The 14,656-nt window shown below is 72.2% G+C and carries 10 protein-coding genes; 6 read left to right on the plus strand and 4 right to left on the minus strand.

The features are described 5' to 3' along the window. Positions 1-154 precede the first annotated feature (154 nt). The 4 genes from paaK (at position 155) to KV381_RS00940 (ending at position 4,084) form a co-directional block, all read left to right on the plus strand. Positions 155-1,456, plus strand: coding sequence for a phenylacetate--CoA ligase PaaK (paaK, locus tag KV381_RS00925; protein WP_030629858.1), 1,302 nt, complete (start codon positions 155-157; stop codon positions 1,454-1,456). A gap of 110 nt (positions 1,457-1,566) precedes the next feature. Next, positions 1,567-2,448: an ABC transporter substrate-binding protein gene (locus KV381_RS00930; RefSeq protein ID WP_030629855.1), complete on the plus strand. Its 882-nt coding sequence runs from the start codon at positions 1,567-1,569 to the stop codon at positions 2,446-2,448. Beyond that, a complete protein-coding gene (locus KV381_RS00935) occupies positions 2,445-3,326 on the plus strand; it encodes an amino acid ABC transporter permease (RefSeq protein ID WP_030629853.1) in 882 nt (293 codons plus the stop codon). The genes KV381_RS00930 and KV381_RS00935 overlap by 4 nt, the downstream gene beginning before the upstream one ends. Further along, positions 3,323-4,084, plus strand: a complete 762-nt coding sequence (locus KV381_RS00940) for an amino acid ABC transporter ATP-binding protein (RefSeq protein WP_030629851.1) — start codon at positions 3,323-3,325, stop codon at positions 4,082-4,084. Before KV381_RS00935 ends, KV381_RS00940 begins: the two co-directional genes overlap by 4 nt. A 9-nt stretch (positions 4,085-4,093) precedes the next feature. Here the strand turns inward: KV381_RS00940 and KV381_RS00945 are convergent, their stop codons facing one another. Further along, positions 4,094-5,593: an acyl-CoA synthetase gene (locus KV381_RS00945; RefSeq protein WP_030629849.1), complete on the minus strand. Its 1,500-nt coding sequence runs from the start codon at positions 5,591-5,593 to the stop codon at positions 4,094-4,096. 152 nt (positions 5,594-5,745) lie between these two features. On the opposite strand from KV381_RS00945, the gene KV381_RS00950 reads away from it, so the two are divergent. Further along, positions 5,746-8,160 (plus strand): acylase, encoded by a 2,415-nt coding sequence (locus tag KV381_RS00950; RefSeq protein WP_030086479.1) that lies wholly within the window; start codon positions 5,746-5,748, stop codon positions 8,158-8,160. A 248-nt stretch (positions 8,161-8,408) separates the two neighbouring features. Here the strand turns inward: KV381_RS00950 and KV381_RS00955 are convergent, their stop codons facing one another. Together KV381_RS00955 and KV381_RS00960 are read right to left on the minus strand one after the other, a co-directional pair. Next, a complete protein-coding gene (locus tag KV381_RS00955; RefSeq protein ID WP_218784255.1) occupies positions 8,409-9,959 on the minus strand; it encodes an acyl-CoA synthetase in 1,551 nt (516 codons plus the stop codon). Next, positions 9,956-11,065 carry a nitronate monooxygenase family protein gene (locus KV381_RS00960; RefSeq protein ID WP_030086476.1) on the minus strand — a complete coding sequence of 370 codons (1,110 nt, stop codon included), beginning with the start codon at positions 11,063-11,065 and terminating at the stop codon, positions 9,956-9,958. The genes KV381_RS00955 and KV381_RS00960 overlap by 4 nt, the downstream gene beginning before the upstream one ends. Positions 11,066-11,289: 224 nt before the next feature. On the opposite strand from KV381_RS00960, the gene KV381_RS00965 reads away from it, so the two are divergent. Continuing rightward, positions 11,290-13,326: a serine hydrolase domain-containing protein gene (locus tag KV381_RS00965; protein WP_030629840.1), complete on the plus strand. Its 2,037-nt coding sequence runs from the start codon at positions 11,290-11,292 to the stop codon at positions 13,324-13,326. Between the two features lie 153 nt (positions 13,327-13,479). Here the strand turns inward: KV381_RS00965 and KV381_RS00970 are convergent, their stop codons facing one another. Next, complete coding sequence (locus tag KV381_RS00970; RefSeq protein ID WP_050504958.1) at positions 13,480-14,622, minus strand: LacI family DNA-binding transcriptional regulator; 1,143 nt, start codon at positions 14,620-14,622, stop codon at positions 13,480-13,482. Between the last annotated feature and the right edge of the window lie 34 nt (positions 14,623-14,656).

Below are 14,656 nucleotides of genomic sequence, written 5' to 3' on the forward strand. Positions count from 1 at the left end.
AGGAACCCGTGTGCGGACGCACCGGACTTCGCGGGAAGCTGATCCACGGCGATGTGTGCGCCCCTCTTGCCAGCGCCCCCGGCCTCCTGAATTACTGCACCCAGGAAGATCGACCGAATGATCGGTCGCCCGCTTCGGGAGAGGAAGGGTCCCCATGACGGCCATGCTGGACGCGGCGGAACGGCTCGGCCGGGGCGAGCTGGAGGCCCTGCAACGGGAGCGGCTCCGCGCCACGCTGCGGCACGCGTACGACAAGGTCCCCTTCTACCGGAACGCCTTCGACCGCGCCGGGCTGAAGCCCGAGGACTGCCGGACGCTCGCCGATCTGGCCCGGTTCCCGTTCACCACGAAGGCGGATCTGCGGGACAACTACCCCTTCGGGATGTTCGCCGTGCCGGAGCACGAGGTGCGCAGGATCCACGCCTCCAGCGGCACGACCGGACGTCCGACGGTCGTCGGGTACACCGAGCGGGACCTGGACCACTGGGCGGACGTGGTGGCCCGTTCGATCCGGGCGGCGGGCGGACGGCCCGGGCACAAGGTCCATGTGGCGTACGGATACGGGCTGTTCACCGGCGGCCTCGGGGCGCACTACGGGGCGGAGCGGCTGGGCTGCACGGTGATCCCGGCCTCCGGGGGCATGACCGCGCGCCAGGTCCGGCTGATCCAGGACTTCCGGCCCGAGATCATCATGATCACGCCGTCGTACATGCTGACGCTGCTGGACGAGTTCGAGCGGCAGGGCGTCGATCCGAGGTCGACGTCCCTGAAGGTCGGGATCTTCGGCGCGGAGCCGTGGACCGAGGGGATGCGCCGGGAGATCGAGGACCGGTTCGCCATCGACGCGGTCGACATATACGGGCTCTCCGAGGTGATGGGCCCGGGGGTCGCGCAGGAGTGCGTGGAGACGAAGGACGGGCTGCACATCTGGGAGGACCACTTCTATCCGGAGGTCGTGGACCCGTTCACCGGTGAGGTGCTGCCCGACGGCGAGGAGGGGGAGCTGGTCTTCACCTCGCTGACCAAGGAGGCGATGCCGGTGATCCGCTATCGCACCCGGGACCTGACGCGGCTGCTGCCGGGGACGGCGCGGACGTTCCGCCGGATGCAGAAGGTCACCGGGCGCAGCGACGACATGGTGATCCTGCGCGGGGTGAACCTCTTTCCCACCCAGATCGAGGAGATCGTGCTGCGTACGCCCGCCGTCGCCCCGCACTTCCAGCTGCGGCTGACCCGGGACGGGCGGCTGGACGCGCTGACGGTCCTCGCGGAAGCGCGGGCGGACGCGACGGGCGACGAACGGGAGAGGGCGGCGCGGTCCATCGCGGCGGCGGTGAAGGACGGCGTCGGGGTGTCGGTGAGCGTCGAGATCGTGGATCCGGAGTCGCTGGAGCGCTCGGTGGGCAAGATCCGGCGGATCGTGGACCTGCGGGAGAAGGAGTCCGGCACGGGGTGAGCAGCGGCGCTGACCGGCCCTGTTCACACCACCGCAACACCCGTTCCCACGATGTGGACAGCTGCCGAAACGTCTCGACACGGGGGGCCGGGTCCTGCGAGTCTCCCGCTATGCATCTCGCCCACCGGCCCCTGGTCATCACCGCCCTGTGCTCCGCCGTCGTCCTCTGCGCCGCCCTCACGGGCTGTGCCCCGCAAGCGGAGGAGAAGGCGCCGGACCGGGCCGCCGGCGCCACAGCGTCCTGCGCTCCCGGCGAGCTCGCCACCCAGGCGTCCGGGAAGCTGACCGTGGGCACCGACAAGCCCGCCTACGCGCCCTGGTTCTCCGACGACGATCCGGCCAACGGGAAGGGCTTCGAGTCGGCGGTGGCCTACGCCGTGGCGAAGGAGCTCGGGTACGACCGCGAGGCGGTGGTGTGGCAGCACACGCCGTTCAACAGCGCGTTCGCGCCCGGTGCGAAGAAGTTCGACTTCGACATCAACCAGGTCTCCATCAGTGAGGAGCGGAAGAAGGCCGTCGCCTTCTCCTCCGGCTACTACGACGTGCGCCAGGCCGTCGTCGCCCTCAAGTCGTCGAAGGCCGCGCGGGCGAAGAGCGTGGCCGACCTCAAGGACGTGAAGCTCGGCGCTCAAGTGGGCACCACCAGCCTGGACTTCATCACCGATCTGGTGAAGCCGGGCGAGAAGCCGGCCGTCTACCAGCGCAACGACTTCGCCAAGTCGGCGCTGAAGACCGGCCAGGTGGACGCCATCGTGGTGGATCTGCCGACCGCCTTCTACATCACCGGGGCGGAGGTGCCGGAGGCCGAGGTGGTGGGCCAGTTCGCCGACTCCCCCGGCGATCCGGAGCAGTTCGGGCTGGTCCTCGACAAGGAGTCCGCGCTCACCTCCTGCGTGAGCGGTGCGGTGGACGCCCTGCGGAAGGACGGCACGCTGGCCGCCCTGGAGAAGGAGTGGCTCTCCGACGCCGTCGACGCGCCGGTGCTCAAGTGACCCTGCACAAGACGCCGGCCGCCGTCGAGGACGGCTACGTCCCGTCCGAGCGCCGGATCGCCCGCGAGCGCCACCGGCGGGCCCGCACCCGGCGGGCCACCGCGATCGCCGCGACCAGCACCCTGGTCGTGGGCGCGGTGCTGTTCCTGCTGATCACGAACTCGCCGGGCTGGACGCGTACCAAGGAGACGTTCTTCAGCGCCCATTACGCGCGCGTCGCCTTCCCGCAGGTCCTGGAGGGCCTGTGGCTGAACCTCCGGCTGCTGGCCGTGTGCGGTGCGGCCGTGCTCGTACTCGGCCTGCTGCTGGCGGTGGCACGGACCCTGCGCGGTCCGGTGTTCTTCCCGCTGCGGGCGCTGGCGACCGCGTACACGGACTTCTTCCGGGGGCTGCCGCTCATCATCTGTCTGCTGATGGTGGTCTTCGGGGTGCCCGCCCTGCGGCTGGAGGGGGTGACCACCGATCCGGTGCTGCTGGGCGGCAGCGCGCTGGTGCTGACGTACTCGGCGTACGTCGCGGAGGTCTTCCGGGCGGGCATCGAGTCCGTGCATCCGTCGCAGCGGGCGGCGGCGCGTTCGCTGGGGCTGAGCAGCGGGCAGGCGCTGCGCTTCGTCGTCCTGCCGCAGGCGGTGCGCCGGGTGGTGCCGCCGCTCCTCAACGACCTGGTGTCGCTCCAGAAGGACACCGGTCTGGTCTCGATCGCCGGGGCGGTGGACGCCGTGTACGCGGCGCAGATCATCGCGAGCAAGGACTTCAACTACACGCCGTACGTCGTCGCCGGGCTGGTCTTCGTGGCGCTGACCATCCCGATGACCCGGCTCACCGACTGGGTGACGGCCCGGATGGACCGGCGGCGGGCCCAGGGAGGGCTGGTATGAGCACGGCGGGAACGGCACCGGTGCTGCGGATGGAGGCGGTCCGCAAGTCGTTCGGTACGTCGCTGGTGCTGCGGGACGTGGACCTGGAGGTGGCCCCGCACACGGTGACCGCGCTGATCGGTGCTTCCGGCTCCGGGAAGTCGACGCTGCTGCGCTGCGCCAATCTGCTGGAGGAGGTCGACGACGGGGCGATCTGGCTGGAGGGCGAGGAGATCACGGACCCCCGGGCCGACGCGGACGCGGTGCGACGCCGGATCGGCGTGGTGTTCCAGGCGTACAACCTCTTCCCGCATCTGACCGTCCTGCAGAACATCACGCTGGCCCCGCGCCGGGTCCACGGCCTGTCCCGGACCCGGGCGGAGGCGGAGGCCCGGGAGCTGCTGGAGCGGCTGGGGCTCGGGGCGAAGGCGGAGGAGTATCCGGACCGGCTCAGCGGCGGACAGCAGCAGCGGGCGGCGATCGTGCGGGCGCTGGCGGTACGGCCCCGGCTGCTGCTCCTGGACGAGATCACGGCCGCCCTGGACCCGGAGCTGGTGGGCGAAGTGCTGGGTCTCGTACGGGAGGTGAAGGAGGACGGCATGACGATGGTGATCGCCACCCATGAGATGGCGTTCGCGCGCGAGGTCGCCGACCAGGTGTGCTTCCTGGACGCCGGAGTGGTGCTGGAACGCGGCACGCCCGAGGAGGTGTTCGGCGCGCCCCGCGAGGAGCGCACCCGACGGTTCCTGCGGCGGATCGTGGAGGCGGGGCGGCTGTAGCGGCCTGAGTCAGCCGAGCTCGTCGCGCAGTTGCCGCTTGAGGATCTTTCCGCTGGCGTTGCGCGGCAGTTCGTTCACGAACACGACGCGTTTGGGGGCCTTGAACGCGGTCAGCTTCTCACGGGCGTGGGCGATGAGTTCGGTGTCGCTCGCCTCGCCGCGCAGGACGACGACGGCGGTGACGGCCTCGATCCAGCGGTCGTCCGGCAGGCCGATGACGGCGGTCTCGGCGACGGCGGGGTGGGTGTAGAGAGCGTCCTCGACCTGGCGGGAGGCGACGAGGACACCACCGGAGTTGATGACGTCCTTGACCCGGTCGACGACGGTGTAGAAGCCCTCGGCGTCACGGACCGCGAGGTCGCCGGAGTGGAACCAGCCGTCGCGGAAGGCGGCCGCCGTCTCCTCGGGCTTGTCCCAGTAGCCGGAGCACAGTTGGGGCGAGCGGTAGACGACCTCGCCCGGGGTGCCGTCGGGGACGTCCTGGCCCTTCTCGTCGACGACACGGGCCTCCACGAAGAGCACGGGACGGCCGCAGGAGTCCATCCGGCCCTCGTGCTCGTCGGGGCCCAGCACAGTGGCCAGCGGGCCGATCTCGCTCTGGCCGAAGCAGTTGAAGAAGGCCAGGTGCGGGAGACGTCTCCGCAGTCGCTCCAGGACGGGCACGGGCATGATCGAGGCCCCGTAGAACGCCTTGCGCAGACCGCCGAGGTCGCGGGTGGCGAACTCCGGGTGGTTGGCGAGGCCGATCCAGACGGTGGGCGGAGCGAACAGGCTGTCGGCCAGGCCCGCTTCGACGAGGTCGAAGACGCGGACGGCGTCGGGCGCGTCCAGGATGGTGTTCTCCGCGCCGACCGCCAGATAGGGCAGCAGGAACACATGCATCTGAGCGGAGTGGTAGAGCGGCAGCGAGTGCACCGGCCGGTCGGCGGCGCTGAGGCCGAGCGCGGTGATCGCGCTGACGTACTCGTGGACCAGTGCCCCGTGCGTCATCATCGCGCCCTTGGGCAGGGCGGTGGTGCCGGAGGTGTAGAGCAGCTGCGCCAGGTCGTCGGAGGCGGGCGGGCGCTGCGGGGTGAACGGCCGTTCCGTCTCCAGGGCGTCCAGGAGCGCACCGGGAGCGTCGCGCAGCGCGCGCACCGGGACTCTGTCGGGCAGCCGCCCGGCGAGGTCAGGGTCGGTCAGGACGAGGGCGGAGCCGGACTGGTCCAGGAGGTAGGTCAGGTCGTCGCCGGTGAGGTTCTGGTTGACCGGCACATGGACGAACCCGGCCCGTGCGCAGGCGAGGAAGCCGATGAGATAGGCGTCGGAGTTGTGCGCGTAGGCGGCCACCCGGTCTCCGGGGGCGAGGCCGTGTTCCTCGGTGAGGACGGCGGCGGCCGTGGAGACGGCGGCGTCCAGCGCGCGGTAGGTCCAGGCCCGGTCGGCGTACCGTACGGCGGTCCGGCCGGGGGTGCGCCGGGCGCTGCGGGTGAGGACGCCGTCGACTGTGCTGCTGCGTACACCTGTCATGGCGTGATCCTGTGCGGCCCGGGCCCCGGGGTCAAGAGGCTGGATACCGACCAGACGGTTGACAGTGCCCGAGGCTCCCTGGCTGAGTGGCGCGTGGCTGTCCGGACGGTCCGGACCGCCGCCGTGCCACCCGCACCGCTGGGAGGAACACCTTGACGTTACGCAACCGTCTGAGACTGCTCGGGGTCGCCGGTCTCGCCCTGTTCACCGTGTCGGCCTCGCTGCCGCCGGCCGCCGCGTCCGGGGCCGGGCCACAGCGGCACCCGTCCGGCGGCGGGCTCTCCGCCGTCATCCGGTACACGGAGTACGGCATTCCGCACATCGTGGCGAAGGACTACGCACAGCTCGGCTTCGGCACCGGCTGGGCGCAGGCGGCCGACCAGGTGTGCACGCTGGCGGACGGTTTCCTCACGGTGCGCGGGGAACGGTCGAGGTTCTTCGGCCCGGACGCCGCCCCGGACTTCTCGCTCTCCTCGGCGGCGACGAACCTCTCCAGCGATCTGTACTTCCGGGGTGTCCGGGACAGCGGCACGGTGGAGAAGCTGCTGAAGGTGCCCGCGCCCGCCGGTCCGAGCCGGGACGCCAAGGAGACGATGCGCGGGTTCGCCGCCGGGTACAACGCGTGGATCGAGCAGAACCGGATCACCGATCCGGCCTGCCGGGGCGCGTCCTGGGTCCGTCCGGTGACGGCTCTGGACGTGGCGGCGCGCGGCTACGCGCTGGCCGTGCTCGGCGGTCAGGGGCGCGGCATCGACGGCATCACGGCGGCGCGGCCGCCGACCGCCGCTCCCCCGGCGGCCGGGGTCACCCCCGAGGAGGCGGCGACGGCGGCCGAGCGGCTGCTGTCGGCGCAGAACGCGGACATGGGCTCCAACGCGGTGGCCTTCGACGGCTCCACCACGGTGAACGGGCGCGGGCTGCTGCTCGGCAACCCGCACTACCCGTGGCAGGGCGGACGCCGCTTCTGGCAGTCGCAGCAGACCATTCCCGGTGAGCTGAACGTGTCGGGTGCGTCCCTGCTGGGCGCCACGACGATCTCGATCGGGCACAACGCGGATGTGGCGTGGAGCCATACGGTCGCCACGGGCGTCACGCTGAATCTGCATCAGCTGACGCTGGATCCGGCCGACCCGACCACGTATCTGGTGGACGGGAAGCGGGAGCGGATGACGAAGCGGACGGTGAGCGTCCCGGTGAAGGGCGCGGCTCCCGTGACCCGCACCCAGTGGTGGACGCGCTACGGCCCGGTCGTCGACTCCATGGGCTCGGCGCTGCCGTTGCCGTGGACGGCGAGCACGGCGTACGCGCTGAACGACCCGAACGCGACGAATCTGCGGATGGCGGACACCGGTCTGGGCTTCAGCAGGGCCCGCTCCACGGCGGACGTGGAACGCTCACTGCACCGGAACCAGGGCATGCCGTGGGTGAACACGATCGCGGCGGACCGGGCGGGGCACTCGTTCTTCGCCCAGTCGCAGGTCCTGCCGAGGATCACGGACGAGCTGGCGGAGCGCTGCTCGACCCCGCTGGGCCGGGCCACGTATCCGGCGTCCGGGCTGGCGGTGCTGGACGGCTCGCGCGAGGACTGCGCGCTGGGCAGCGACCCGGACGCGGTGCAGCCGGGCGTCTTCGGCCCGAGCCGGATGCCCACGCTGAAGAACCGGCCGTACGTGGAGAACTCCAACGACAGCGCCTGGCTGACCAACGCGGAGCAGCCGCTGACCGGGTACGAGCGGATCTTCGGCACGGTCGCGACGCCCCGGTCGATGCGGACGCGTGGCGCGATCGAGGATGTCGCGGCGATGGCGGACAAGGGCCGCCTCCGGGTCGCGGATCTCCAGCGGCAGCAGTTCGCCAACCGTGCGCCGGCCGGAGACCTGGCCGCGTCGGAGACGGCGCGGTGGTGCGCGGCGCTGCCGGGCGGCACGGCCGTGGGCACGGGCGGTACGCCGGTCGATGTGTCGGAGGCCTGCCGGGTGCTGCGGCGCTGGGACCGGAGCGTGGACAGCGACAGCCGGGGCGCGCTGCTCTTCGACCGGTTCTGGCGGAGGGCCTCGGCGGTGCCCGCCGCCGAGCTGTGGCGGACCCCGTTCGACCCGGCCGACCCGGTACGCACCCCGCGCGGTCTGAACACCGCCGCGCCGGGTGTCGGCACGGCGCTGGCGGACGCGGTGACGGAGCTGCGGGCGGCGGGCATCGCGCTCGACGCACCGCTGGGCAAGCACCAGTTCGTGGTCCGGAACGGCAAGCGGCTCCCGATCGGCGGCGGGACGGAGTCGCTGGGCATCTGGAACAAGACCGAGCCCGTGTGGAACGCGGCGGCGGGCGGCTATACGGAGGTGTCGACGGGCTCCAGCTACATCCAGGCGGTCGGCTGGGACGACAGCCGCTGCCCGGTGGCCCGGACGCTGCTGACGTACTCCCAGTCGGAGAACCCGAAGTCGCCGCACTTCAGCGACCAGACCCGGCTGTACGCGGGCGAGCGCTGGGTGACGTCCCGGTTCTGCGAGAAGGACATCGCCCGCTCGCCGGCCCTGCGGGTGGTGCGGGTGCACGAGCGGCGGTAGAGCGGTGGGCGCGTGGGTGCGCCCGTGCGCGGTGAGAAGGGCGTCCGCCTGGGCGGGCGCCCTTCTCGCTGACGTGTCGTGACGGCGTTCCCGGGCGTTCCTGGCGGATCACCCCGGCACGGCTCCGCCCTCCGCCCGCGCCCAGGCCGGCTGCGCATCGCTCAGCGGCGGGTCGAAGCCCTCCGGGAACAGCGGCATGCCCGGCTGCGGCCCCATGTAACACCGAGCAGTGGTCGTCGCCGCCCGCCTCAAAGAGGCCGTTCGAAGCCCTCCCAGTACGGTTCGCGCAGGCGTCGTTTGTAGAGCTTGCCGTTGGGGTCGCGGGGCATCGCGGTGATGAAGTCCAGGCTCCGGGGCCGTTTGTAGCCGGCGAGCCGCTCTTCGCAGTGGGCGAGGATCGCGGCGGCGAGTCCGGCCGACGGCTCGTGGCCGTCGGCCGGTTCGACGACGGCCTTGACCTCCTCGCCCCGGTCGGCGTGCGGGATGCCGAAGACGGCGGCGTCCGCGACGGCGGGGTGGGTGAGCAGGGCCGACTCGATCTCGGCGGGATAGATGTTGACGCCGCCCGCGATGATCATGTCGATCTTGCGGTCGCGGAGGAAGAGGTAGCCGTCCTCGTCCAGCACACCGAGGTCGCCGACGGTGAAGAAGTCGCCGATGCGGTTCTTGCGGGTCTTGGTCTCGTCCTTGTGGTAGCGGAAGCCGCCGGTGCTCATCTTCATGTAAACGGTGCCCAGTTCGCCCGCCGCGAGCCGGTTGCCGTCGTCGTCGAAGACGGCCAGTTCGCTGATCGGCCAGGCCTTGCCCACGGTGCCGGGCTTCTTCAGCCAGTCCTCGGCGGTGGCGAACGCTCCACCGCCCTCGCTGGCCGCGTAGTACTCCTCGACGCAGCTCCCCCACCAGTCGATCATGGCGCGTTTGACGTGGTCGGGGCAGGGCGCGGCCCCGTGGATGGCGTGCCGCATGGAGGAGACGTCGTAGCGGCCCCGTATGTCTTCGGGCAGTGCGAGCAGACGGTGGAACTGCGTCGGCACCATGTGGGTGTGCGTGCAGCGGTGGGCGTCGATGAGGCGCAGCATCTCCTGCGGCGCCCAGCCGTCCATCAGGACCAGCGGGTGCCCGATATGGAGTGCGGCGCCCGCGAATTGGAGCACGGCGGTGTGGTAGAGCGGCGAGCAGACCAGGTGGACGTTGCCGTCGAACGGCCGGATGCCGAAGATGCCGAGGAACCCGCCGAGATAGGTCTCCTCGGGCCGTTTGCCGGGCAGCGGACGCCGGATTCCGCGCGGACGGCCGGTGGTGCCGGAGGTGTAGTTCATGACCCAGCCGAGGGTGCGTTCCTCGGGCGGTCCCGCGGGGTGGCCGTCGAGGAGTTCGGCGTACGGGCGGCTGCCGGGGACCGTGCCGACGCCGTAGCGGTGGGTGGCGGGCAGCTCCGCCTCGTCGGCGGCGGCCGTCGCGGCGGTCGCGAAGCGTTCGTGGGCGATGAGGACGCGGGCCCCCGAGTCGGCGACGATCCAGGCGATCTCGGGGCCGACGAGGTGGTGGTTGACGGGCACGAGGTAGAAGCCGGCCTGCGAGGCGGCGAGGTAGGCGGTGAGCAGTTCGACGCCGTTGGGCAGGACGACGGCGAACGCGTCGCCCTCGCGCAGCCCGGCCGCGCGCAGTCCGTGGACCATGCGGTTGACGTCGGCGTGCAGCCGGCCCGCGCTCCACTCCTCGCCGTCGGGGGCGATCAGGACGGTGCGGTCGGGGTCGGCGGCGGCCTGGGCCCAGAAGCCGTTGGGCGGCTGGTTCACGTTGCGCTCCTTCCGGCGATGCGGTTCATGCGGGTGACGGCCCGTTCGAAGCCGCGGGTCAGGTCGTCGACCACGGCCCGGACACTGCGTTCGCTGGTCATCCGGCCGACGATCTGCCCGACGGGCGTGCCCAGCAGCTCCCCGACCTCGTACTTCTGGATCCGCGAGACGGCCTCGGCGACCAGCAGCCCCTGGAGCGGCATGGGGAGGGTGCCGGGCCCGGCCGCGTCGTCCCAGGCGTCGGTCCACGCGGTACGGAGCTGGCGTGCGGGCTTGCCCGTCAGGGCGCGGGAGCGGACCGTGTCCCCGGAGCCCGCGGCGAGCAGTTTGGCGGTCAGGGCCTCGGAGTGCAGGTCGGCCTCCTCGGTGGTGAGCCAGAGGGAGCCGAGCCAGACGCCCTGCGCGCCGAGGGCGAGCCCGGCGGCGACCTGCTCACCGCTGCCGATGCCTCCGGCGGCCAGCACGGGCAGCGGGGCGACCGCCTCGACGACCTCGGGGACCAGCACCATGGAGCCGATCTCCCCGGTGTGGCCGCCCGCCTCGTACCCCTGGGCGACGACGACGTCGATGCCCGCCTCGGCGTGCCGCCGGGCGTGCCGGGCGCTTCCGGCCAGGGCGGCGACGAGGACGTCGTGGTCGTGGGCGCGCTCGATGACGTCGGCGGGCGGGGAGCCGAGAGCGTTGGCGAGGAGTTTGATCGGGTAGTCGAAGGCCACGTCGAGCTGGCTGCGGGCGACCTCCTCCATCCAGCCGGTGATGCGCCAGCCGGACTCCTCTCCTTCGGCCAGTTCGGGCACGCCGTAGCGGGCCAGGAGGTCCTGTACGAACCCGCGGTGCTCGGCCGGGATCATCGCTTCGACGTCCGCCTCGGTGACGCCCTCGACCTTCTTGGCCGGCATGACGACGTCGAGGCCGTAGGGCTTGCCGTCGGCGTGCTCGTGCAGCCGGTCCAGGTCACGCGCGAGGTCCTCGGGCGCGGTGTAGCGGACCGCCCCGAGCACGCCGAAGCCGCCGGCTCTGGTGATGGCCGCGGCGACCTCGGGGAACGGCGTGAAGCCGAAGATGGCGTGCTCGATTCCCAGTCGGCGGCTCAGTTCCGTCTCCATGGGCGGCAGGATGCCGCAGCCGGGCGACCGAGGGAAGAGATTTTCTGATGCAGTGTCAGATTCTTTGCGGGCCGGGAGGCACCCGGGAGCGCGGGGGTGACAGTAACCTCTGCGGCGGCAGGAACTTTCACTGCTCGGCGAGATTTCGGAAGTTACTTTCGCGCGGACTCCGGCCACCGGGTGCGACCCGGTGGCCGGGCGTCGGGCGCGGGAAGGAGTTGCGGATGACCGGGGACACGCACGGGGACACGCGGGGGAACGGACGGGCGGCGGACGGCCGGGGCGCGCGAGGGGGCGGGGGCGGTTCTCCGTCCGGATCCCACGCGGCAGGATCCCAGGCAGGCGGATCTCACACAGTCGGAGCCCAGGCAGCCGGATCCCGCACGGGCCGATCCCAGGCAGACGGATCCCGCGCGGGCGGGAGCGGCATCGCCCGGCGGCGGCTGGGCGGCGGGATACTGGCGCTGGGCGGCGCGCTCGCACTGACGCCGATTCCGCTCGCGGCCGCGGCCGCCCGGAGCGGGCCGGGCGCGGGCACGGCGGACGGAGCGGCGGACACGCGAGCGGGAGCGGGAGCGGGCATGGAGTCAGGGGCGGCGCGCCGGCCCACGCTGCGACGCGGGAGCGCCGCGCGCGCCGGGCTGCTCCAGGGACCGCTGGACCAGCTGGTGCGGGACGCCGAGGCCTATCTCGCCGACTCCCCCAAGCACCCCTGGTACGCGGGCGCGGTGCTGCTCGCCGGGCGGGGCGGCACGGTGGCGCTGCACCGGCCGATCGGCAAGGCGGTGCGCTATTCCGCGTACGACGAGAAGACCGACACCGGGGTGGAGTTCCCGGCGGACCAGCAGATCGCGATGGCCGAGGACACCGTCTTCGACCTGGCCTCGATCTCCAAGCTGTTCACCTCGCTCCTGGCGGTCCAGCAGATCGAGCGCGGCCGGCTGGAGCTGGAGGCGACGGTCGCCTCGTACCTCCCGGACTTCGCGGGCGGCGGCAAGCAGGACATCACGGTCCGTCACCTGCTCACGCACACCTCGGGTTTCCGGGCGTGGATCCCGCTGTACGAGGAACCGACCCGGGAGGGCAAGCTCCGGATGCTGTGGGAGGAGGTGCCCGCGAGCACCCCGGGCAGCGCCTACCTCTACTCCGACCTCAACCTCATCTCGCTGCAGCTGATCCTGGAGCACCTCACCGGCCGCCCGCTGGACGCCCTGCTCCGCGACGAGATCACCGGACCGCTCGGGATGCACCGCACCCGCTACAACCCGCCCGCCTCCTGGAAGCCGAAGATCGCGGCCACCGAGGACGCCCGGCTGCCCTGGTCCGGTCTCGACCGCGGTCTCGTCTGGGGCGAGGTGCACGACGAGAACGCGTTCGGCTTCGGCGGGGTGGCGGGCCACGCCGGGGTGTTCTCCTGCGCCTGGGACCTCGCGGTCCTCGCCCGGACGCTCCTCAACGGCGGGGTGTACGGCCGCTCCCGCATCCTGTCCGAGGACTCGGTCGACCTGCTGTTCACCGACTTCAACACCGCGTTCCCGGGCGACGAGCACGGTCTGGGCTTCGAGCTCTACCAGCACTGGTACATGGGCGCGATGGCGACCCCGCGCAGCGCTGGGCACACCGGGTTCACCGGGACCAGCCTGGTGCTCGACCCGTCGACCGACACCTTCCTCATCGTGCTGGGCAACTCGGTCCATCCCGTACGGAGTTGGCGCTCGGGCAGCGCGCCCCGAGTGGCTGCCGCCAACCAGCTGGCGCGGGCCGTCCCGGTCCGGCCCGAGCGGGGGCGCACCGCCTGGTTCTCGGGCATGGCGAGCGCGTCCACCGCCACCCTCACGCTGCCCGCGCTGCGCCTGGACTCCGAGCGGGCCCGGCTGGAGTGCGCGCTGTGGTGGGACACGGAGCCGGCCTCCGACGGGCTCTTCCTGGAGGCGTCGGCAGGGCAGGGCTGGCAGCCGGTGCCGTTCACCACCGTACGTCCGGGACCGGGCCACCGGCCGGATCCGCAGCCGCATCCGGCCGGCTCGGTGAGCGGCTGGTCGGGGCGTGTCTGGCACCGGCTGGAGGCGGACCTGACGGCCTGGCGCGGCCGGGACGTGCGCCTGCGGTGGCGCTACACCACCGACCAGCTGTACGTGGGACGCGGCGCGTACGTGGACGGCCTGCGGGTCCGGGACGGCGTCCGGACGGTCTTCGACGCGGAACGGCCCCGGGACGCCGGCCGGATCGACGCGACGGGCTGGACAGCGTCGACCGACTGACGCAATCGTCCGACTGCTTCATCGTCCGGCTGACCTGCCGGCCAACCGACCTGCCGGCCAACCGGCCTGTCGTCCGGCGCTGACGGACAACGAGGCGTGCGGCCGCTCCGGGTGACCGCCCGGAGCGGCCGGCGCGTCAGCCGCCGGCGCTCCTCACACCGTCGGAGCGACCTCGTCCGGGGCGACCGCGTGCGGAGCGTCCGGGGTCCCCGCGTCCGCCGACGCCGACGCGGGCTCGGACCCGGGCTCGGACCCGGGCACCGGCGCGGTCGACTCCCGGACCACCAGCCGCGGCCGGATCAGCAGGGAGCGGCCGGCCGATGGCGCCGACTCGATCCGGGCGCGCAGCTGCTGGAAGGTCTCCGCCGCCATCTCCGGCAGCGGCTGGCGGACGGTGGTGAGCGGCGGTTCGAAGAGGTCGGCGAGCAGGATGTCGTCGAAGCCGACCACCGACACATCGCGCCCGGCGGTGCGTCCGGCGTCCTTGGCGCCCCGGCAGATCCCGATCGCGCACATGTCGTTGATGGCGACGAACGCGGTCGGCGGACGAGGCCCGGAGAGCAGCTCGCGGGCCGCATTGCGGCCCAGCTCGGCCGCGTCCTTGTCGCCGAACTCGCTGGTGTCCGCCCCGGGCCAGACCGTCGCGTCGGCCGGGTCGAGCCCGGCCCCCTCCAGCGCGGCGCGGAAGCCCCGCAGCCGCTCGCGGCGGTTGACGCTGTTGACCGAGCCGGAGACGAACGCCAGTCTTCGGTGGCCGAGTTCGAGCAGATGACGGGTGGCCAGCTCGGCCCCCATCGCGTTGTCCACACTGATGCTCGCCAGTGACGGCGGATCGCCCGCCTGGGCCGTACGGTCGAAGGCGACCATCTTCAGACCCCGGCTGAGCAGCGGCTCGACGTGTTCGAGGGAGGGCAGCGAGGAGCAGAGCACCACACCGCTGACCCCGTCCGCCAACAGCTCCTCGCCGTACTTGAGTTCCCGGGCGGGATCGCGCTCGCTGTTGCAGAGCAGTACGTGGTAGCCCTCGGCGAGCGCGATGGCCTCCAGCTCCCGCGCGAGCGATCCCCAGAACGGGTTGGCGACGGAGGGCACGATCAGGCCGATCACCTTGATCCGGCCCGTGCGCAGCATCCGCGCCGCACGGTTGGGCCGGTAGCTCAGCCGCTCGATGGTCTCCTCGACACGCGCCAGGGTGGCCGCCTGCATACGGTCGGTGCGCCCGTTGAGGACGTTGGAGACCGTGCTCGCGGAGACGCCCGCAGCCGCCGCGACCTGATGGATCGTTACCCCGCTCATGCCACCTCCGGTTCGAAACTCCCTGACCACCCTA

The organism is Streptomyces sp. WY228 (genome assembly GCF_019287315.1).
GTDB classification, from domain to species: domain Bacteria; phylum Actinomycetota; class Actinomycetes; order Streptomycetales; family Streptomycetaceae; genus Streptomyces; species Streptomyces caviscabies.

Coding starts and splice junctions, on each gene's coding strand:
- paaK (WP_030629858.1), top strand. CDS start 155: ATGACGGCCATGCTGGACGCGGCGGAACGGCTCGGCCGGGGCGAGCTG.
- KV381_RS00930 (WP_030629855.1), top strand. CDS start 1,567: ATGCATCTCGCCCACCGGCCCCTGGTCATCACCGCCCTGTGCTCCGCC.
- KV381_RS00940 (WP_030629851.1), top strand. CDS start 3,323: ATGAGCACGGCGGGAACGGCACCGGTGCTGCGGATGGAGGCGGTCCGC.
- KV381_RS00945 (WP_030629849.1), bottom strand. CDS start 5,593: ATGACAGGTGTACGCAGCAGCACAGTCGACGGCGTCCTCACCCGCAGC.
- KV381_RS00960 (WP_030086476.1), bottom strand. CDS start 11,065: ATGGAGACGGAACTGAGCCGCCGACTGGGAATCGAGCACGCCATCTTC.
- KV381_RS00965 (WP_030629840.1), top strand. CDS start 11,290: ATGACCGGGGACACGCACGGGGACACGCGGGGGAACGGACGGGCGGCG.
- KV381_RS00970 (WP_050504958.1), bottom strand. CDS start 14,622: ATGAGCGGGGTAACGATCCATCAGGTCGCGGCGGCTGCGGGCGTCTCC.